General features: G+C 71.9%; 17 protein-coding genes. 12 read left to right on the forward strand and 5 right to left on the reverse strand.

From position 1 onward, the window contains the following. Positions 1-36: 36 nt before the first annotated feature. Entirely contained in the window at positions 37-1,626 is a 1,590-nt protein-coding gene (locus DGO_RS02280) for an MDR family MFS transporter (RefSeq protein ID WP_043800687.1), read from the reverse strand. Then, positions 1,623-2,132: a MarR family winged helix-turn-helix transcriptional regulator gene (locus DGO_RS02285; RefSeq protein ID WP_050920651.1), complete on the reverse strand. Its 510-nt coding sequence runs from the start codon at positions 2,130-2,132 to the stop codon at positions 1,623-1,625. The genes DGO_RS02280 and DGO_RS02285 overlap by 4 nt, the downstream gene beginning before the upstream one ends. Positions 2,133-2,239: 107 nt before the next feature. On the opposite strand from DGO_RS02285, the gene DGO_RS02290 reads away from it, so the two are divergent. Beyond that, entirely contained in the window at positions 2,240-2,791 is a 552-nt protein-coding gene (locus DGO_RS02290) for an SRPBCC family protein (protein ID WP_014683864.1), read from the forward strand. A gap of 78 nt (positions 2,792-2,869) precedes the next feature. Here DGO_RS02290 and DGO_RS02295 read toward each other — a convergent pair whose 3' ends face one another. Further along, positions 2,870-3,295, reverse strand: coding sequence for a DoxX family protein (locus tag DGO_RS02295; RefSeq protein WP_043800691.1), 426 nt, complete (start codon positions 3,293-3,295; stop codon positions 2,870-2,872). Continuing rightward, entirely contained in the window at positions 3,292-3,759 is a 468-nt protein-coding gene (locus DGO_RS02300; RefSeq protein ID WP_226991419.1) for a MarR family winged helix-turn-helix transcriptional regulator, read from the reverse strand. The genes DGO_RS02295 and DGO_RS02300 overlap by 4 nt, the downstream gene beginning before the upstream one ends. Positions 3,760-3,969: 210 nt before the next feature. Between DGO_RS02300 and gnd the strand changes: the two genes are divergently transcribed. The 5 genes from gnd (at position 3,970) to dnaJ (ending at position 10,290) form a co-directional block, all read left to right on the forward strand. Further along, the gene (gene gnd, locus DGO_RS02305) at positions 3,970-5,055 is read left to right on the forward strand and encodes a phosphogluconate dehydrogenase (NAD(+)-dependent, decarboxylating) (protein ID WP_014683867.1); all 1,086 of its coding nucleotides are present in this window, start codon (positions 3,970-3,972) and stop codon (positions 5,053-5,055) included. A 179-nt stretch (positions 5,056-5,234) separates the two neighbouring features. Then, positions 5,235-6,860, forward strand: coding sequence for a glucose-6-phosphate dehydrogenase (zwf, locus tag DGO_RS02310; protein WP_014683868.1), 1,626 nt, complete (start codon positions 5,235-5,237; stop codon positions 6,858-6,860). Between the two features lie 46 nt (positions 6,861-6,906). Continuing rightward, entirely contained in the window at positions 6,907-7,860 is a 954-nt protein-coding gene (locus DGO_RS02315; RefSeq protein WP_014683869.1) for a glucose-6-phosphate dehydrogenase assembly protein OpcA, read from the forward strand. 158 nt (positions 7,861-8,018) lie between these two features. Further along, entirely contained in the window at positions 8,019-9,044 is a 1,026-nt protein-coding gene (gene trpS, locus DGO_RS02320; protein ID WP_043800695.1) for a tryptophan--tRNA ligase, read from the forward strand. Between the two features lie 109 nt (positions 9,045-9,153). Next, a complete protein-coding gene (gene dnaJ, locus DGO_RS02325; RefSeq protein ID WP_014683871.1) occupies positions 9,154-10,290 on the forward strand; it encodes a molecular chaperone DnaJ in 1,137 nt (378 codons plus the stop codon). Positions 10,291-10,391: 101 nt separating this feature from the next. Here dnaJ and DGO_RS02330 read toward each other — a convergent pair whose 3' ends face one another. Continuing rightward, positions 10,392-11,819 (reverse strand): phytoene desaturase family protein, encoded by a 1,428-nt coding sequence (locus DGO_RS02330; RefSeq protein ID WP_014683872.1) that lies wholly within the window; start codon positions 11,817-11,819, stop codon positions 10,392-10,394. Positions 11,820-12,165: 346 nt separating this feature from the next. Here DGO_RS02330 and DGO_RS02335 point away from each other — a divergent pair, with 346 nt between their 5' ends. The 6 genes from DGO_RS02335 to DGO_RS02360 all read left to right on the forward strand — a co-directional run bounded on the left by DGO_RS02335 (position 12,166) and on the right by DGO_RS02360 (position 18,769). Further along, positions 12,166-13,167 carry a ribose-phosphate diphosphokinase gene (locus DGO_RS02335; protein ID WP_193352023.1) on the forward strand — a complete coding sequence of 334 codons (1,002 nt, stop codon included), beginning with the start codon at positions 12,166-12,168 and terminating at the stop codon, positions 13,165-13,167. 73 nt (positions 13,168-13,240) lie between these two features. Beyond that, on the forward strand, positions 13,241-13,636 hold the full coding sequence (locus tag DGO_RS02340) for a YbaN family protein (protein WP_043800698.1): 396 nt from the start codon (positions 13,241-13,243) through the stop codon (positions 13,634-13,636). Between the two features lie 94 nt (positions 13,637-13,730). Then, positions 13,731-14,753: a 4Fe-4S binding protein gene (locus DGO_RS02345; RefSeq protein WP_014683875.1), complete on the forward strand. Its 1,023-nt coding sequence runs from the start codon at positions 13,731-13,733 to the stop codon at positions 14,751-14,753. Between the two features lie 210 nt (positions 14,754-14,963). Continuing rightward, positions 14,964-16,211 carry a glucose-1-phosphate adenylyltransferase family protein gene (locus DGO_RS02350; RefSeq protein ID WP_014683876.1) on the forward strand — a complete coding sequence of 416 codons (1,248 nt, stop codon included), beginning with the start codon at positions 14,964-14,966 and terminating at the stop codon, positions 16,209-16,211. A 96-nt stretch (positions 16,212-16,307) separates the two neighbouring features. Beyond that, the gene (locus DGO_RS02355; protein WP_145975229.1) at positions 16,308-18,458 is read left to right on the forward strand and encodes a HelD family protein; all 2,151 of its coding nucleotides are present in this window, start codon (positions 16,308-16,310) and stop codon (positions 18,456-18,458) included. An 86-nt stretch (positions 18,459-18,544) separates the two neighbouring features. Then, on the forward strand, positions 18,545-18,769 hold the full coding sequence (locus DGO_RS02360; RefSeq protein ID WP_014683878.1) for a hypothetical protein: 225 nt from the start codon (positions 18,545-18,547) through the stop codon (positions 18,767-18,769).

Consider the following 18,769-nt stretch of genomic DNA (forward strand, 5'->3'; position numbering starts at 1 on the left):
CCCACGCGCAGGGGCCAGGGGAGAGGCGGGGGGGCTTCAGTCGGCGGCCACTGCGCCGTCCTTGGCCTTGACCGGCCGGGCCGTGAGCGGGCGCTCGGGCAGGACCAGGGTCAGGACGAAGGCGAGCGCCACCAGCACGGCCGAGATCAGGAAGACGTGGTCGATGGCCCCGACCATCACCGCGCGCAGGGCGTCCAGGATGGGCGTCAGGAGTTCGGTGTGCCCGAGTTTGCCCAGCGCGCCGCCGAGCTGCTCCTGCGCCTGGGCGCTCGTCAGGAGGTTGGGGTTGGCGACCGCGTCCTGAAACTGCGTGGGCAGGGCCGTCGCCGCCGCCGGCAGCTGCCCGCCGAGGTTCTGGGCGAGCTGCGCGTTGACCAGTGCGCCGAACAGGCTCACGGCCAGCGTGCCGCCGATCTGGCGGAAAAACTGGTTGCCGCTCGTCGCACTGCCCAGCTTCTCGCGCGGGGCGGCGTTCTGCACGGCCAGGGTGAGCTGGCTGTTCACCGGCCCGAGCCCGAAGCCCAGCAGCACCATCAGGCCGACCGCGATCCACAGCGGCGTGCTCAGCGAGAGGCTGGCGCTCAGGAACAGGGCTCCGGCGGCCACCAGCGCGCCCACGTTGATGAGCCACTTGTAGCGGCCGGTGCGGCTCACGATCTGCCCCGAGATGGTGCTCGTCACGATCAATCCGACCATCAGGGGCGTGAGGGCCAGCCCGCTGCCCGAGGCGCTGCTGCCGCGCACGCCCTGCATGTACAGCGGCAGGTACAGGATCGCGGCGTACATGCCCGCGCTCATGAGCAGCCCGGCGAAGGACGCGATGGCGATGCCGCGGTCACGCAGCAGCCGGAGGTCCAGAATCGGGCGTTCCTGACGGCGGCTGTGCGCCGCGTAGGCCCCGCCCAGCAGCAGCGTGGCCGCGAACAGGCCCAGAATCTGCGCGCTGCCCCAGGCGTAGGTGCCCCCGCCCCAGGACATCGCCAGGGTCAGGCACACGACCGTCCCCGCCAGCAGGGCCGCGCCCAGGGCGTCGAAGCGGCCCTTTGCGCCCGGCGCGGGCAGCCGGAAGAACCGCCAGATGAAAAAGGCCGCCAGCACCGCGAAGGGCAGGTTCACGAAGAACACGCTGCGCCAGCCCAGGTGGTCGGTCAGGAAGCCCCCGACGAGCGGCCCCACCACGCTGCTGACCCCCCACACCGCGCCGGTGTAGCCCTGGTAGCGCCCGCGCTCGATGGGGGTGAACAGGTCGGCGATGGCCGTGAAGCTCATGGCCATCAGTGTGCCGCCGCCAATGCCCTGGATGGCCCGCAGGATGATGAGCTGCTCCATGCTCTGCACGAAGCCCAGGCCCACGCTGCCCAGCGCGAAGATCAGGATGCCCAGCAGGATCAGGGGGCGGCGGCCGTATTTGTCGCTCACCGTGCCGACGACCGGAATGGTCACGGTCGTGGCGAGCGAGTAGGCGGTAAAGGCCCAGGCGTACAGGTGAAAGCCCCCCAGGTCGGCGATGACGCGCGGCATGGCGCTGCCCACCACCGTCAGGTTCAGGCTGGAGAGGAACAGCACCGTCAGGATGCCGGTGAAGGCCAGCACCTTCTCGCGCTGGGACAGGGAAACGGTATTCATGGTCGGGCCTCCAGGGCCGGGGACGGAACCGGGTGCGTCGCCGGGGCCACGGGCGGCGCGGCGCACAGGTCGAGACGGGTACTCAGCGTTTCCAGGGCGTTCAGGGCCGCGCGCACCTGGGCCGGGTCGAGGCCGCCGAAGCTGTCATGCACGATGGCCTGGGCACTCTCGCGGGTCTTCAGGCGTTTGGCCTCGCCCTGCGCGGTGAGTTGCAGGCGCTGGCGACGCAGGTCGTCGGGGTCGGTCACGCGGCGCACGAGTCCGGCCTCGGCCAGCTTGGTCACCATGCGGGTCACGGTCGGGGCCGGCAGCGAGTGGCGGCGGGCCACGGCCGAGGGCGTGTCGCAGCCCTCCGTGATCGCCGAGAGCACCAGGACCTCGCCGATGTTCAGGCCGACCGCCTGCTCCAGCGGCTCGTCCAGCTGCTGCCGGAAATGCCGCGCGAGCCGCAGGGTCAGGCGCACCAGACCGTACAGCTCGTCTTGGGGGGAGAGAGAGTCATTCATTCCAAACGAAAGTATTTCATATGGAAACAAATAGGACAAGTCCGGCGACCGTTCATCCGGGGCGGCCCCCGCTTCCCGGCAAGTCCGGTCCGCTAGACTCGGGGGCAATGTCGGAGTCCATCAGCATCAAGCAGACCATCGTCGTCCGCGCGCGTCCGGACGTGCTGTACCGCCTGGCCCTGGACCCCAAGCGCCGGGCCGGCTGGGACCCCAACGTCGCTTCGGCCGCCTACGAGGGCGGCGATGGCCGCCTGACGAACGGCGCTCTGGCACGCTACAAGTTTTCGCGGCGGCTGCTGGGCCTGAGCTTCACGGTCAAGTACGGCCAGCTCCAGGCCCCGCAGCGCGGCGGCTGGGAAAGCGTGCGCCATGTCGGTCCCCTCGAAAAGCTCACACAGGGCTGGACCTTCAAGCCGATGCCCGGCGGCACCGAGGTCACGCTGACCCTCAACGGCCGCGTGCGTTTCGGGTGGGTGCGTCAGCCGGTCGAGCGGGCGCTGCACAACATGGTCGCCACGACGCTGCTCGAACTCCAGCGGCAGGTCGATGCCCAGGGCGCGCAGCTGCTCGAAGACATGGGCCGCGAGATGCAGGAGCGCCAGAAGGCCGAGCAGAAGGCGGCCCGCGAGGCGGCCAAGGCGGCCAAGCGCAAGAAGTGACGGGCGCGGCCGCCTGAGCGCCGGATGGGCGAGGGCCACCCCTGTCTCGGGGTGGCCCTCGCCCGTCTACGCCTTATTTCAGGCGGACTTGCCCAGGCGGTAGCGGCCCGCGCCGGTCAGGGCGAGCGTGGCCGAAGCCGCCAGCAGCAGCAGCGGAAACTCGACGCCGTTCGGGTTGAAGAAGCCGCCCGAGACGTGCACGAGCAGGATGGCGACGAGCATGTTCACGGCCAGCAGCGCGCCGACCACGCGGGGAAACAGCCCCAGGATCAGCAGCAGGCCGCCGATCAGCTCGATGCCCGCGATCAGGGGAGCGGCCACGCCCGGCAGGGGCACGCCGATCCCGGCGAAAAACTGGGCCGTACCGGCGACCGTATTCAGAAAGAACTTCTGGTAGCCGTGCATCACGAAGATGACGCCGGTGGCGAGGCGCAGCAGCAGCAGGCCCAGATCGGCCTGCGAGGGGGCGCTGGTCGCGGGGGCGGTGCGGGTGGGGGTCGTCATCGGTGGTCCTCCAGGGTCAGGTCGCCCAGCAGCTCGGCCAGCAGCGCGAGGCGCTCGGGACTCAGGGCGGCGAACTGCCGCGCGTGCAGCTCGCTCAGGGGGGCGTCGAGGGCGCTCAGAACGGCGCGGCCCTCGGCCGTCAGGTGGGTCATGACCACCCGGCGGTCGTGGGGGTCGCGTGCGCGCCGCACCCGGCCGGCCTTTTCCAGCCGGTCGAGCAGGCGCGTCACGTCGGGGTCGTGGACCAGCAGCCGGTGGCCGATGTCGCTGCACCGCAGCCCCCCGTCGCCCGCCCCGCGCAGGATGCGCAGCACGTTGAACTGCGGGGCGCTCAGGTCGTGCCCGCGCAGCAGCTCGGCCGCCGCGTACTGCTGGCGCGCCGCGAGACGCTGCAAGGCGAGATAGGTGCGGTGTTCGGGGCTGCCGGGGTGTCCGGGCAGCGGGTCGGCGACAGGCTGGGTCAAGGTCTCTCCAGGCTAACGGAAGCCCAGAGGGAATGTAGTCGTTAAAACGACAATCGTCAAGACGACAATTTGACATGGAGCTAAAAAAGAGGGAGCTTGACTAAAGGGCGGCTCGGTATCGGGCCGTGACAGGGGCCGCGTATGATGCGCGGCGTAATCGGGGCGGACCGGCCGGAAACCGGACGGGCCCGCGCCCGCAGGAGGACTCGCATGAAGATCGGCATGATCGGACTGGGCAAGATGGGCGGCAACATGGTGCTTCGGCTCAAGCAGGGCGGACACGACGTGATCGGGTACGACCGCAGCGAGGAGGCCCTGACGCCCCTGCGCGGCAAGGGTGCCAACGTGACCAGCGACATGGACGCTTTCGTCGCCGCGCTGGGCAGGCCGGGCGAGCGCGCCGTCTGGGTGATGGTCCCCGCCGGGAAGATCACGCAGTCGGTCATCGACGACCTCGCGGACCGGCTCGCGCCGGGCGACGTGATCATCGACGGCGGCAACTCGAATTTCCACGACACGCAGCGCCGGGGCGAGGCGCTCGCCGCGCGCGGCCTGCACTTCGTCGACGTGGGGACCTCGGGCGGCGTGTGGGGCCTGACCGAGGGCTACGGCATGATGGTCGGCGGCCCCGAGGCGGGCGTGGAGCGCCTGCGCCCGGCCCTGGAGACGCTGGCCCCCTCGCCCGACAAGGGGTGGGGCCACATGGGGCCGAGCGGCTCCGGGCACTACGTCAAGATGGTCCACAACGGCATCGAGTACGGCATGATGCAGGCCTATGCCGAGGGCTTCGAGCTCATGAAGGCGCACCAGACCTTCAACCTCGACATGGCCCAGATCGCCGAGGTGTGGCGTCACGGCACCGTGATCCGCTCGTGGCTGCTCGACCTGACCGCCGAGGCGCTCAAGAACTCCGCCGACTTCGATTCGCTCTCGGACTACGTGGCCGACAGTGGCGAAGGGCGCTGGACCATCATCGACTCCATCGAGCTGGGGGTGCCTACGCCGGTCATCACGCTCGCCACCCAGATGCGCTTCCGCAGCCAGCAGGAAGTGAGCTACTCGGGCCAGATGCTCTCGGCCATGCGCCGCGCCTTCGGGGGCCACGCGGTCAAGACGCTCGAAGTGCCCAAGCAGGAGGGCATCGTGCCCGAGGTGCAGGCGGGCGAGCACCCCAAGGCGGCCGCCCCCGAGAACATCGCGGCGAGCGGCAAGGCGGGCGGCACCGGCTCGGCCGCCGAGCAGCTCGGAGAAACCGGTCAGCAGCGCACGACGAGTGACGAGAAGGCGCGGCAGTGAGCGCTCCCAAGAAGGCCGCGCCCAAAAAAGCGAAGCCGGCCGCAGAAGCCGGGGCGGCCAAGCCCGCGCCCAAGCCCAAAGCGGCGGCCCAGAAGAAGGCCGCGCGCGGCAAGGCCCCCGACGTGGAGGCCGGCGTGCAGCAGGCCGCCGCCCAGAAGCGCGCCGCCGAGACGGTCGGGGTGGCCCAGCCCGCCGCCGAGTCGGCGGCCAAGTCCCCGCGCAAGTCGCGCCAGCGCGTGCCGGCCGGCGTGCCCGCCCACGGGGCCGACGCGCCGGGGGCCGACGGCCAGAACCCCTTCCGGGCGGCCATGCGCCGCAGCCGCGCGCCCGAACCGGCGACCCTGGTCATCTTCGGGGCGACCGGTGACCTCGCGCGGCGCAAGCTGCTGCCCGCCGTGTTCGGGCTGTGGCAAGACGGCCTGCTGGGCAGCGCCTTCAACATCGTCGGGGTGGGCCGCCAGGCCATGACCGACGAGCAGTTCAAGGACTTCGCCATCGAGGCCCTGAAGACGAGCAAGGAGACCGACACCCCGCAGCCCGGCAGCCTGGAGAAGTTCCGGGAACTGCTGTACTACGAGTACGGCGACTTCGGCGGCGACGAGGTGTACGACCTCGTGGGCAAGCAGCTCGACGAGGCCGAGGAGGCGCACGGCGGGCGCAAGAACGCGCTGTTCTACCTCTCGACGCCGCCCAGCCTCTTCGAGCCGATCAGCAACGGCCTGGGCCGCCTGGGCCTGCACCAGCAGGACGAGGGCTGGCGGCGCATCGTGATCGAGAAGCCCTTCGGGCGGGACCTCGCCTCGGCGCGCGAGCTGAACGCGGCCATCCACAGCGTGTGGGACGAGTCGCAGGTGTACCGCATCGACCACTACCTCGGCAAGGAGACGGTCCAGAACCTCATGGCGATCCGCTTCGGCAACGCCATCTTCGAGCCGCTGTGGAACCGGGGCTATGTGGACCACGTGCAGATCACGGCCGCCGAGGACCTGGGCCTGGAGGGCCGCGCCGGGTACTACGAGGAGGCCGGGGTGGTGCGCGACATGCTGCAAAACCACCTTATGCAGCTCTTCGCCCTGACCGCGATGGAAGCGCCCGCCGCCTTCGACGCCGACGCCATCCGTGACGAGAAGACCAAGGTGCTGCGCGCCGTGCGGGCCATTCCCGTGGAGCGCGTCTCCGAGGTCGCCGTGCGCGGGCAGTACGGCCCCGGTGTGGTGGACGGCGAGAAGGTGCCCGGCTACCGCGAGGAGCCGAACGTCAAGCCGCAGAGCCCCACCCCGACCTACGTGGCCGTCAAGCTGGAAGTGGACAACTGGCGCTGGCAGGGCGTGCCTTTCTTCCTGCGCAGTGGCAAGCGCCTGCCCAAGAAGGTCACCGAGATCGCGGTGGTCTTCAAGCGCGCGCCGCTGGGCATCTTCCCCGGCGGGCTGGAGCGCAACGTCCTGGCCTTCCGGATCCAGCCCGACGAGGGCGTGAGCCTGAAGTTCAGCTCCAAGATGCCCGGGCAGGAGATGGTGCTGCGCGAGGTGGTCATGGACTTCCGCTACGACGCCTTCGGGGCGCAGCTCGAAAGCCCGTATTCGCGCCTGCTGCTCGACGCGATGCTGGGCGACGCCACGCTGTTCCCGCGCGAGGACGAGGTGGACCACGCCTGGCAGATCGTCTCGGGCATTCTGGAGGCCTGGGACGCCAGTTCGCCGCGCCACCAGCCCGCCCCCGACTTCCCGAACTACGACAGCGGCACCTGGGGCCCGGCCGCCGCCGACGAACTGATGGGCGAGGGCCGCCGCTGGCGACGGCTGTGAACGCCCCGGCCGAAAGCGGGAGCGCCGCAAAGGGGGAGGAGACCGCGTGACCTACGCGACGAGTTTGGAGACGCTGGGACCGGTGGCGACCACCGTGCGGGGGGCGCAGGCCACCCTGGACGAGCTGTGGTCGCGCACCGAGGTCGAGACGCGCGCCTACACCGGCAACATCGTGGCCCTGACCCTGCGCAAACACCTCGGGCGCATCGAGGAGGCGCTCGCCGGGCTGGAGGGCCGCTACGCCGGGCGGCAGATCATCGCGGTGATGGACGGTGAGGGCGACTTGCAGGTGCAGGCCAGCCTCGTGCCGCAGCAGGGCGGGCTGTACGTCGAGCGCCTGACGCTGGACGCGGACGCCGAGCAGCTGCGCGGGGCCATCCTGCCGCTGCTGCGTCCGGCGACCGTCAACCACGTGTGGTGGGGGGCCTACACCCGCCCCGAGGGGCCGCTGCTCGCGGAACTCTCGGAAGTGGCCGACCAGATCATCGCCGACAGCCTGTCGCTGGACATTCCCCCGGCGCGGCACTACGCCCTGGCCGACCTGGGCTGGAGCCGTTCGGCGGGCTGGCGCGAAGCCCTCGCGCAGCTGTTCGACAGCCCCGACGCGGCCCGCCGCCTGCCCGAGGTCCGGGAGCTGACGGTGCGCTACTCGGGCGAGCGCGACCTGCCCGCGCGGCTGTTCGCGGGCTTCGTCGCCAGCACGCTGGGCTGGCAGGACCTGTCGGGGGCCACCTTCGGCCCCGGCGACTGCGGCCGCAGCAACGGCGACCTCTGCACCGTCGAGCTGCGGGGCGAGGGCGGGCTGCTGTTCTCGCTCCAGGCGGCGCAGGACGAGAGCGGCGTGGTCCGCACCCGCTGCCGCTGGCCCGGCGTGGACCGCGAGGCCGAGGTGCAGGTGCCGCGCATGACCCTGGCCGAGGGCCTGGGCCGCGTGATGGCCCGCCCCGAGCGCGGCGAGGTCTTCGAGAAGGCGTGGACGCTGGCGAAGGCCACGCTGTAGCCCGCCTTGCGCTAGCATGGCCGGCATGAACGCCGCGCGGCAGTGGTGGTGGCCTGGTCTCCCGACCGGGCCCCGCTGCCGCGCCTGAACACCGCCCCACGCGCCGCGCCCGGAGTTTCCCGGAGCGCGGCCGTTTTTTCATGTCCAGGAGACCCCAGATGACTGCCCCCCACCCCACCCGCAAACGCATCCTGACCGGCGACCGGCCCACCGGCCCGCTGCATATCGGCCACTACGTCGGCTCGCTGAAAAACCGCGTGGCCCTCCAGAGCGAGTACGAGACCTTCATCCTGCTCGCCGACGTGCAGGCCATGACCGACAACTTCGAGAACCCCGACAAGGTGCGCGGCAACGTGCTGGAGGTGGCGCTCGACTACCTCGCGGTGGGCCTGGACCCCCGGCAGAGCACCTTCGTCATCCAGTCGCAGATTCCTGAGATCGCCGAGCTGACGGTGTTCTTCCTGAACCTCGTGACCGTCTCGCACCTGCGCCAGAACCCGACCGTCAAGACCGAGATCGCCCAGAAGGGTTACGGCGAGTCGGTGCCGGCGGGCTTTTTCGTGTATCCGGTGTCGCAGGCGGCCGACATCACGGCCTTCGGCGCGCACCTCGTGCCGGTGGGTGAGGACCAGCTTCCCATGATCGAGCAGACCCGCGAGATCGTGCGCCGCTTCAACAACCTCTATGCGCCGGTCCTCATCGAGCCGCAGGCGATGGTCGGCAAGGGCAGCGTGGCGCGGCTGCCGGGCCTGGACGGCCAGGCCAAGATGAGCAAGTCGCTGGGCAACGCGATCTTCCTTTCGGACCCCGCCGACGAGGTCAAGCGCAAGGTGATGAGCATGTACACCGACCCCAACCACCTGCGGGTCGAGGACCCCGGCCAGGTCGAGGGCAACGCGGTCTTCTCGTACCTCGACGCCTTCGACCCCGACACGGCGGCCCTCGACGAGATGAAGGCCCACTACCGCCGGGGCGGCCTGGGTGACGTGAAGGTCAAGCGCCACCTGCTTGACGTCCTGGAGGCGACCCTGGCCCCCATCCGCGAGCGCCGCCTGGAGTTCGCGCGCGACATGGGCGCCGTCGAGGAGATCGTGCGCCAGGGCACCGCGCAGGGCCGCGAGGTCGCCGCCGCCACGATGGACGCGGCCCGCAGGGCGATGCGGCTGGACTACTTCCGGAACTGAGCGCCGAAGCGGGGAGGGTGGGCGGGCCTGTGCGGACCCGCCCACGTTTCTTGAGTGTCCTTTTGTTAAGATGCTCGGCGGAGGTCGGGCCCCGCCCGGCGAAAACGACATGGATTATTACGAACTGCTGGGCGTTTCCCGGACGGCGAGCGCCGACGAGATCAAGAGTAGCTACCGCAAACTGGCGCTGAAGTACCATCCCGACCGCAACAAGGAAGAGGGGGCGCAGGAAAAGTTCGCGCAGATCAGCGAGGCCTACGCCGTGCTGAGCGACGCGGAGAAGCGCGCCCACTACGACCGCTTCGGCTCGGCGCCCGGTGCGGGCGGCATGCCCGGCGGCGACCCCTTCGGCGGCATGGGGGGCATGGGGGGCGCGGGCTTCGACCCGATGGACATCTTCGAGCAGCTCTTCGGCGGCGCGGTGGGCGGCCGGGGGCGGCGCGGCCCGGCGCGTGGCGACGACCTGGAGACCGAGGCGCGCGTCTCGCTGCTCCAGGCCCGCGCGGGCGAGGAGATCGAGGTCAGCATCGACCGCCTCACGACCTGCGAGCACTGCCACGGCACCAAGTCCGAGCCGGGAGGCAAGCCGCCCAAGACCTGTCCGACCTGCTCGGGCACAGGCGCGGTGCGCGCGCAGGCCCGCACGATCTTCGGCGTGGTCGAGACGCAGCAGCCCTGCCCGACCTGCCGGGGCGAGGGCCAGATCATCGAGGACCCCTGCACGGTGTGCAAGGGCCGGGGCCGCACGCTGAAAAACGAGACGGTCAAGGTCAAGCTGCCGCGCGGCATCGACGAGGGCTACCGCATCCGCGTGGCGGGCTACGGCAACGAGGGTCCGGGCGGCAACGGCGACCTGTACGTGCATATCGACATGGAGCCGCACCCCGAACTGCGCCGCGAGGCCGAGCACCTCATCTACACCGCGCGCATCGGGTTCGCTACGGCGGCGCTGGGCGGGGCGGTCACGGTGCCTACCCTCGACGGCCCGCAGACGGTGGAGGTCAAGCCGGGCACCCAGCACGGCGAACTGCACCGCCTGCGCGGCCAGGGCATGCCGCGCCTCCAGGGTGCGGGCACGGGCGACCTGATCGTCGAATACGACGTGACGATTCCCAAGCCGGGCCAGCTCAACGACGAGGCCCGCGAGGCCCTGCGCGCCTACGCCCGCGCGGTCGGCGACGAGGTGCCCAGCGAGAAGCACGAGGGCTTCTTCGACAAGGTCGGCAAGATCTTCAGAGGGGAATGAGGCGCGTGTGGCTCGTGGCGCGTAGCTCGTAGAGAAAGAGGGGAGCGGCGGTCCGACCTGCCACTCCGCTTTTCTCTACAGGCTACCAGCCCGAAGCTCCGTCACGGCACCTCTCCGATACCGAACTCGTCGCTCAGGGCGGTCAGGGCCGCGTTGTGGCCCGCCATCCCGTGGATGCCGCCGCCGGGAGGCGCGCTGCTGGAACACAGGTACATGCCGCGCACCGGGGTGCGGTAGGGCGTCACGGCGAGGTTGGGGCGGGCGAGCAGGCCCCACAGCGTGCTCGCGCCGCCGTTCACGTCGCCGCCGCCGAACACCGGGCTGAAGGCCTGGAGCTGCGGCGCGGTCGTGACGTGGCGGGCCAGCACCCGCTCGCCGAAGCCGGGCGCGAAGCGTTCGAGCTGCGCCTCGACCTGCGGCGCGACGTCGGCCGCCGAGCCGTTGGGCGTGTGCGCGTAGGCCCAGAAGGTGTGCTGCCCCTGCGGCGCGCGGCCCGCGTCGAACAGGCTGGGCTGCGCGGCCAGCACGTAGGGCCGCTCCGAGCGCCAGCCCGCCTCCGAGTGTACGATCTCCGCGAAGCTGCCGCCCACATGCACCGTGCCCGCGCGGACGAGGTCGGGGCTGGCCCAGGGCACCGGGCCGCTCAGGGCGTAGTCGAACTTCTGGATGCCCGCGCCGTAGCGGAAGCCTTCCAGCTGTGCCCGGTAGGCGGCGGGGGCGCGGTCGCCCAGCAGCCGCAGCAATACGCCGGGGCTGCTGTCCACCAGCGTCACGCGGGCGGGGGGGAGGTCGCGCGGGCCGTCTACCCGCACGCCGGTCAGGACCTCGCCGCCCAGGTGCTCGAAATAAGCACGCAGGGCGTCGGCGAAGGCCTGCGCGCCGCCCGCCGGCAGCGGCCAGCCCACCGCGTGCGCCAGCACCGCGAGCACCAGGGTCATGGCCGAGGTGCCGGGTGTGGAGAGCGGCAGGGCGCTGTGCGCGGCCAGCCCGGCCCACAGCGCGCGGGCCTCGGGGGTGCGCAGCAGGGCCCGGCCCAGCGCCTCGGCCGGAGGCAGGGCACGCAGCCCGAAGCGCGCCAGCGTGACCGGGTGGCCCGGCACGCGCAGCAGCGGCCGCAGGATGTCGTGCAGCAGGCCTTCCCAGTCGGCGACGAGCGGCCCGAGCAGTCGCCGCCACGCCGCGCCGTCGCGGCCCAGGCTCTCGGCGGTGGCGTCCAGGTCGCGGCGCAGCAGCACGCTGCGGCCCCCCGGCAGGGTCTGGGCCGCCGGCACCTCGGGATACACCCAGCGCAGCCCGAAGGCGTGCAGCGGCCACTGCCGGAAGGCCGGGCTGGCGACCGCGAGGGGATGGATGGCCGAACCGAGGTCGTGAACGAAACCGGGCAGGGTCAGCCCGGCGCTGCTCAGCCCGCCGCCCACCTGGTCGTGGGCCTCCAGCAGTTGCACCCGCAGCCCCGCGCGGGCCAGGGTCACGGCCGCCGAGAGGCCGTTGGGACCGGCGCCCACGACGACGGCGTCGAGGCGGGTCATGGGCGCTCCGGGACGGGGCGGCGGGGCGGGCAGGGGGGGCGGGGGTTCACGTTGTCTCTACTGTGCGCGGTGGGGTGTCTGTCCTTCATGGACAGGAACTAAAGGCCGCTTGAGACCGGCCGGCCTGCCGGCAGGGGACCGCCGGTCAGGTGAGGGCCGCAGAAAGGCTGGGCTGCGCGCTGCCCACGCCAGAGCGGCGGCCGCAGGAGCGTGGTGACCGGGGCCACTGTTCCCGCTGGGGGGACGGGGGGCGCGGTGACAGCTCATCCGGGGGGCGGGTATGCTCTGTGGCGTTCAGGCAATTGCGCTGTTCACCACACATTCCCCCCGCTCCGGAGGCCCGCCCGTGTCTGCTGCACCCCACCGCCCCATCCTCGAAACCCTCGGCGAGAGCCGACGCTCGCCGCTGCTGGTCTTTTCGGGCCAGAGCAACCGCCCGCTGGCCCAGGCCATCTGTGACAACCTCGGCGTGCCGCTGGGCCGCAGCGTCACTGAGAAGTTCACCAACGACAACATCATCGTCCACTACGAGGAGTCGCTGCGCGAGGGTGACGTGTACATCGTGCAGACCTTCAGCGCGCCGGTCAGCGACGCGATCCTGGAACTGATGCTGATGATCGACGCGGCCAAGAGCGCCAGCGCCGGGCGCGTGACGGCCGTCATCCCGTACTACTCCTACGCCCGCAGCGACAAGAAGGACAGCCCGCGCATCTCCATCGCTGGGCGGCTGGTCGCGGACCTGCTCCAGGAGGCCGGGGCCGACCGCATCCTGACCATGACGCTGCACAGCCCGCAGGTGCACGGCTTTTTCAAGGTGCCGGTAGACCACCTCTCGGCCGACATCGTGCTGTCCGAGCACTTCAAGCGCTGCGTGCCCAACGCCCACGAGGGCGTGGTCCTGGCGCCCGACGCCGGCAGCATCAAGCGCGCCTCGCATATCGCGCGCCGCCTGGATTCGGGCCTCGCCATGATCGACAAGGAGCGGCTCTCGGACACCGAGGTGCGCCCGCGCGCCCTGATCGGGGACGTGCAGGGCAAGACGGTGTTCATCGTGGACGACGAGATCAGCACCGCCGGGTCGCTCGTCGAGACGGTCAACATCGCGCGCGGCATGGGGGCCAAGGACGTGTACGTCGCCGTGACGCACGGCGTCTACAGCGGCCCGGCCATCCAGCGCATCGCCGCCCTGGACGTGACCCAGGTGGCGAGCTGCAACACCGTGCTCGTGCCCGAAAGCAAGGTCGAGGCGGCGGGCGGCAAGCTGGCCGTGCTGGACGTGGCCCCGCTGTTCGCCAACGCCATCGCCAACATCCACACCGGCGCGAGCGTCAGCACGCTGTTCACCTGAACGGTCTCCGCAGATGCCCTCCCGGTCACGGGCAGGGGCATCTGCACGGGACGGGGCGGGTATCCTGCCCGGCATGAGCGACCCCCGGCCCCCCACCCGGCTCCGGCCCCTGTGGCTGGCGCTGGGCTTTGCGCTGTGCGGTCTGGGTTTCGTCGGGCTGTGGCTGCCGGGCTTTCCGGGGACCGTGTGGTTCGTGCTGGCCGCCGCCGCCTTCTCGCGCGGCGACCCGCGCTGGGAGGCGTGGCTGCTGTCGCGTCCGGTGGTGGGGCCGCTGGTGGCCGACTACCGCGCGGGCCGGGGCATGCCGCTGCGGGCCAAGTGGGTGGCGGCCCTGAGCATCGCCGTGGCCGTGTCGCTGAGCCTGGGCCGCATTCCGGTGCTGGTGGGGCAGGTGGCCTGGGTGCTGATCGGGCTGGCGGGCATCGGATACGTGACGCTGCGGGTGCCTACCCGGCGCGGCCCGCCCTGAAGCGAAGGCGACGGGCTTCATTTTGTGCGTCCGGCGCGGCGCGTAGACTGCCGGGCATGACCTGCCCCGCCCGCCTTGCCTTCCCGGCCCCCGCATGCTGAAAGGTGTCTTCGACCAGCTCAGCGAGCTGGGCAACCTCGTGCCGCGCTACACCGGCCCGCGCTGCCTGCTGGAGCGCCACACGGTCGGCGGCTGCGACGCCTGCCACAGCGCCTGCCCCCACGAGGCCATCGAGACGCCGCCCGGCAGCTACGGCGTGCGGGTGGACCCCCAGAAATGCACCGGCTGCGGCCTGTGCGTGCAGGCCTGCCCGACCGGCGCGCTGGAATACGACCTGATGACGCCCCTGCAAAGCGTCCATGACCAGCGCGAGCAGCCCGGCAACCCGCCGCCTGTCTCCCCCGAGGCCACCCTCACCTGCGTGCCCAGCGGCGCGGGCGGCCCCAGCCTGCCGTGCCTGGGGCGCGTGACCCCGGCGCTGGTCGCGGCGGCGGGCGCCTGGGACGTACCCCTGACCCTGATCCACGGCGACTGCGCCGCTTGCCCGGTAGGCCGCGCCGACGTGCCCGAGCGCCTGGGGGCGGTCGTCGAGCAGGCCCAGACCCTGCGCGCCGCGACCGGCCGCCCCGCCCGGGTCACGGTGCGCGCGGCGGTGCCCGCAGACCAGGGGCGCGCCCTGAAGGTGTCGCGCCGGGGGGCCTTCACCAGCCTGCTGCGCGCCGGAGGCCGCCAGCTCAGTCAGAACCTGCCCGAGCGCCCGCTGCCCTTCGTGGACTGGAGCGACCCGCCGCAGCGCACCCCGCAGGAGTGGACCTGGCGGCGCAAGGCCCTCAAGCCGGTGCCCCCGGCAGGCGTGGGGGTGGCGTGGCCCGCGCCACTGGTGGACGAGAAATGTATCGACTGCCCGGTGTGCGCCAACGTGTGCCCCACCGAGGCGATCACCCGCGAGCTGCGGCCCGAGGGCGGCGTCCGGCTGCTGCTGAACCTGGGGGCCTGCACCGGCTGTATGGCCTGCCTGCACTCCTGCCCGCCCGGCGCCATCCACGAGCAGAAGGAATGGCTGCTGGCCGCCTTCGACGTACAGATCCTGCTGCGCGAGAGCGACCACACGATGTAGGGGCGACCACGGGATCGGGAGACGCGGTGGCCTCCGATCTGAACTGGGGCCACCGCGTTTCTCAGCCCCTTTCTCTGCACGCTCCGTGGTCGCAACGGCCTCACCTGGGCTTGCCGCCTGCCCGAACGCTTCCCACCACCGTCCGAGTCCCAGCGAGGGGTAAAGGGGCGCGCGTGCCTGGGCTCACGCCGCCCGGTCAGACTGCGGGGTGTGACGACCCGCATCGCCCGCCAGAAGGTTCTCGCCATCGTCCTCGCGGGGGGGCGGGGCAGCCGGCTCTCGCCCCTGACCGACGAGCGCGCCAAACCGGCCGTGCCGTTCCTGGGCACCTACCGCCTGATCGACTTCACGCTCAGCAACCTCGTGCACAGCGGCGTGCAGGACGTGTGGGTCATCGAGCAGTATCTGCCGCACGGCCTGAACGACCACCTCTCGGGCGGGCGGCCCTGGGACCTGGACCGTACGCGCGGCGGGCTGGTGGTCATGCCGCCCTTTTCCAGCCCCGACAACGAGGACGGCGAGTTCTCGCAGGGCAACGCGCACGCGCTGGCGCAGCACGCCCACCTCATCCGCGAGTTCGGCCCCGACCTCGTGCTCGTCCTGAGTGCCGACCACATCTACCGCCTCGACCACGCCGAGGTCATCCGCGCGCACCAGGAAAGCGGCGCGAGCGTCACGATGGTCACGACCGAGCTGGACGACCCCGCCGGGGCCACCCGTTTCGGCAACGTGCGGGTGGACGACCAGGGCCGCGTGACCGAGTTCGCCTACAAGCCCGACGAGCCGCTGGGGCCGACCGTCACTGCCGAGGTCTTCGTGTACCGCGCCGACGTGCTGCTCGGGACCCTGGAGGCACTGGAGCGCCGGGGCGAGCTGGGCGACTACGGCGAGTACCTGCTGCCCGAACTCGTGGCGCGCGGCGACGCCTACGCCTTCGCGCTGGAGGGCTACTGGATGGACGTGGGCACGCTCGACGCCTATCTCCAGACGCACCGCGACTTTCTGGACGGCAAGGGCTTCGCGCTCGACGACCCCGAGTGGCCCTTCATCACGTCGAGCCTCGCGCGGCCCCCCGCGCACATCGCGCGCACGGCCCACCTCGACGACGCCTTCGTGTGCGGCGGGGCGGTGGTGGCGGGCGAGGTGACGCGCAGCGTGATCGGCCCGAACGCGGTGGTCGAGGCGGGCGCGGTGGTGCGCGACAGCGTGGTGCAGCCGGGCGCAGCGGTGCGGGCCGGGGCCGTCGTGAGCCGCGCGGTCGTGGATACGGGGGCCGAGGTGGGCGCGGGTGCGGGGGTAGGGGGCCGGAGTGCCAACAGCCGCCCGACGGTGGTGGGCGCGCACGCGCGGGTGGAGGCGGGCGCGGACATCGGCCCCGGCCGCGTGGTCGCCCCGCACGCAGTCGTGCGCCCCGGCGAGGAGGACGAGACGGCCCCCGAGGCGGAGCGGAGCGAGTAGAGTGCGGGCAATGGGGGCGGTGGGTGGGTGGCCACGCGTGGCTGCGCCCGCCACATCCCACCGCCCACGACTCGCCGACGCGGTATCCTCCACGTTATGCCTGTGGCAGAACCACGCACCCCCACCCACCCTGATTTTGAAGCCGAGCAGCAACATCTGGCCGGCACGGTCGCCGCCGTGCTGCGCCAGATCGAGACCTGGGAAGACCGCGACCGCAACGCCGGGGCCGACCTGGAGACGAGCGTCACGATGGCCGACACCGCCGAGGAACACGCCGCCATGCTCAGCGTGCATGTGCAGCAGCCCTACTTCGGCAGCCTGAAGGTGCGGGTCGGCGGGCGCGAGCAGACCCTCTACATCGGCAAGCATGCCTTCCGCGACCTCAAGGGGCCGCACAGCGTCGTGAGCTGGGACTCGGAGGTGGGCAGCCTCTTCTACTCCGACACGCTGGGCTGGACCCCGCGCCGGGGCGGCCAGGGCACCATCCGGCGGCGGCGGCAGCTGGACGTGGCGCAAAAGGAACTGCGCCGCGTCACCGACCTGTACGACGACGAGGCGGGCGGCGACACCGGCGGGCGCGAGGAAGTGCTGCTGCGCCGGCTGGCCGAGCAGAGCACGGCGGCCATGCGCGACGTGGTCGAGACCCTGCAACCCGAGCAGAACGGGGCGATGCGCTACCCCGCCGGGACGCCGGTCATCATCCAGGGGGCGGCGGGGTCGGGCAAGACGACCATCGGCTTCCACCGCCTCGCGTGGATGACCTCGCCGGACCGCCAGGAACACCGCGCCCGCCCCGAGGCCTGCATGGTCCTCATGCCCAACCGCGTGCTGGCGACCTACGCCGCGCGCATCCTGCCCGAGCTGGGCATCTCGGGCGTCACCGTGACCACGCCCGAGGTCTGGGGGACCGGCCTGCTGGGCCTGGAAAAGCTGGAGATTACCGACCGCACGCTGAGCCTGCTGCTCACCGACCAGGACAACGGCCGCCGGGCGCTGGCGTGGCGCCGCGCCAAGCTGCTGGGCGACGCCCGGATGCTCGACGTGGTGCGCACCCACCTGTGGGGCAAGTTCAACGCGGCCCTGCAGGGCCAGGCGCTCAGCGAGAGCGTGGAGGTGCGTGGGCGCGGCGTATACACCTTCGCCCTGTCGGAAGCCGAGCTGGCCGGGATGCTGCGCGAGGTCTTCGCCGCCGATCCCCTCGACGGCTACCGCGCAGGCATGCGCCGCCTGATCGAAGCCGAGGCTGTCTCGCGCCTGGGCGTCCCCGACGAGGAGGAGGCCAGCGTGCGCCGGCAACTCGCCACGCCGCTGACCACGCTGCTGGGGCGCGTCTTCGCCTCGACCACGCCCGTCACCGAGGCGCGGCGGCTGCTGGGCAGCGCCGAGGCCCTGGGCGCGAGCGGCCTGCTCAAGCCCCGCGAGATCGAGCTGCTGCTGGCCGATCCCCTGAGCGGCATTCCGGCCCCCCGGCGCGCGCACGCCGACGTGACCGAGCTGCCGCTGATGCTGGCGGTGCAGGCCTTCACGGGCGGCATCGGGCGGGTGGTCGGGCGCACGCTGGAGCCCTTCGACCATGTGGTGCTCGACGAGGCGCAGGACTACTCGCCGCTGCTGTACGCCCTGCTGGGGCGCGCGACCCGCCCCGGCCACCTGACCGCGCTGGGCGACCTGAACCAGGGCATGCACGGCTACAAGGGCCCGAGCAGCTGGGAGGCGGTGGGCGAGCAGCTGCCCGGCGCGCAGGTGCTCACGCTGTCGCGCACCTACCGCTCGACACGCCAGATCACGGCGCTGGGCGCGCGCATCGCCTCGACCTACAACCGCGCGGCCGAGGTGCACGGGGTGGACCGCGACGGGGCCGAGGTGCAGCGCTATTCCGGCGGCGACGAACTGGCGCTGCTGGCCCAGGCGGTGCGCGACGCCCGCGCGGCCGGCCACGAGAACATCGCCATCGTGACGCGCCGCGCGGCCGACGCCGACAACCTCAGTGTGGCCCTGCGCGACCACGACACCGACGCCCAGCCCATCACCACCCAGGAGCACCGCTACCGGGGCGGACTGGTCATCCTGCCGGTGAATCTCGCCAAGGGGCTGGAATTCAGCGCGGCCATCGTGGCGCGCGCCGACGCGCAGACCTACGACGAGAGCACCGAGTACGAGCGCCGGCTGCTGTACGTCTCGGCCAGCCGCGCGCTGCACTGGCTGGGGCTGGTGAGCGGCGACGAGCTGCACCCGCTGGTGGCCTGAGCGGGCCGGGGAGGAGGGCCAAGGCCCCGGCATTTGCTAAAGCCTGCCCTGGTCCGCTGCGGCCCGTCGCCGCCTACCCTGTCTCCATGACCGATCCCAAACAGACGGGCCTGCCCGAGGACGCCGGCAACGGCATGAGCGACCGTTCCGGCTACGCCGACGAGTCCGAGACGGGCATGACCGACACGCCGCTGGGCGACGCCGCCGTGCCCGCCCCCGACGCCGTTCCCGCGCCGGCGGGCCAGACGGACAGCGACCACAGCACCGGCACGAGCTTCGGCACGGTGCCGCAGGACGACAAGGGGCAATAA

This window comes from Deinococcus gobiensis I-0, assembly GCF_000252445.1.
Classification (GTDB): Bacteria; Deinococcota; Deinococci; order Deinococcales; family Deinococcaceae; genus Deinococcus; species Deinococcus gobiensis.

Bases quoted from the DNA above. Each gene is read 5' to 3' on its own strand.
- trpS (WP_043800695.1), top strand. From the start codon at position 8,019: ATGACTGCCCCCCACCCCACCCGCAAACGCATCCTGACCGGCGACCGG.
- DGO_RS02295 (WP_043800691.1), bottom strand. From the start codon at position 3,295: ATGACGACCCCCACCCGCACCGCCCCCGCGACCAGCGCCCCCTCGCAG.
- DGO_RS02280 (WP_043800687.1), bottom strand. From the start codon at position 1,626: ATGAATACCGTTTCCCTGTCCCAGCGCGAGAAGGTGCTGGCCTTCACC.
- gnd (WP_014683867.1), top strand. From the start codon at position 3,970: ATGAAGATCGGCATGATCGGACTGGGCAAGATGGGCGGCAACATGGTG.
- dnaJ (WP_014683871.1), top strand. From the start codon at position 9,154: ATGGATTATTACGAACTGCTGGGCGTTTCCCGGACGGCGAGCGCCGAC.
- DGO_RS02290 (WP_014683864.1), top strand. From the start codon at position 2,240: ATGTCGGAGTCCATCAGCATCAAGCAGACCATCGTCGTCCGCGCGCGT.
- DGO_RS02285 (WP_050920651.1), bottom strand. From the start codon at position 2,132: ATGAATGACTCTCTCTCCCCCCAAGACGAGCTGTACGGTCTGGTGCGC.
- DGO_RS02360 (WP_014683878.1), top strand. From the start codon at position 18,545: ATGACCGATCCCAAACAGACGGGCCTGCCCGAGGACGCCGGCAACGGC.
- DGO_RS02340 (WP_043800698.1), top strand. From the start codon at position 13,241: ATGAGCGACCCCCGGCCCCCCACCCGGCTCCGGCCCCTGTGGCTGGCG.
- DGO_RS02345 (WP_014683875.1), top strand. From the start codon at position 13,731: ATGCTGAAAGGTGTCTTCGACCAGCTCAGCGAGCTGGGCAACCTCGTG.
- DGO_RS02355 (WP_145975229.1), top strand. From the start codon at position 16,308: ATGCCTGTGGCAGAACCACGCACCCCCACCCACCCTGATTTTGAAGCC.
- DGO_RS02330 (WP_014683872.1), bottom strand. From the start codon at position 11,819: ATGACCCGCCTCGACGCCGTCGTCGTGGGCGCCGGTCCCAACGGCCTC.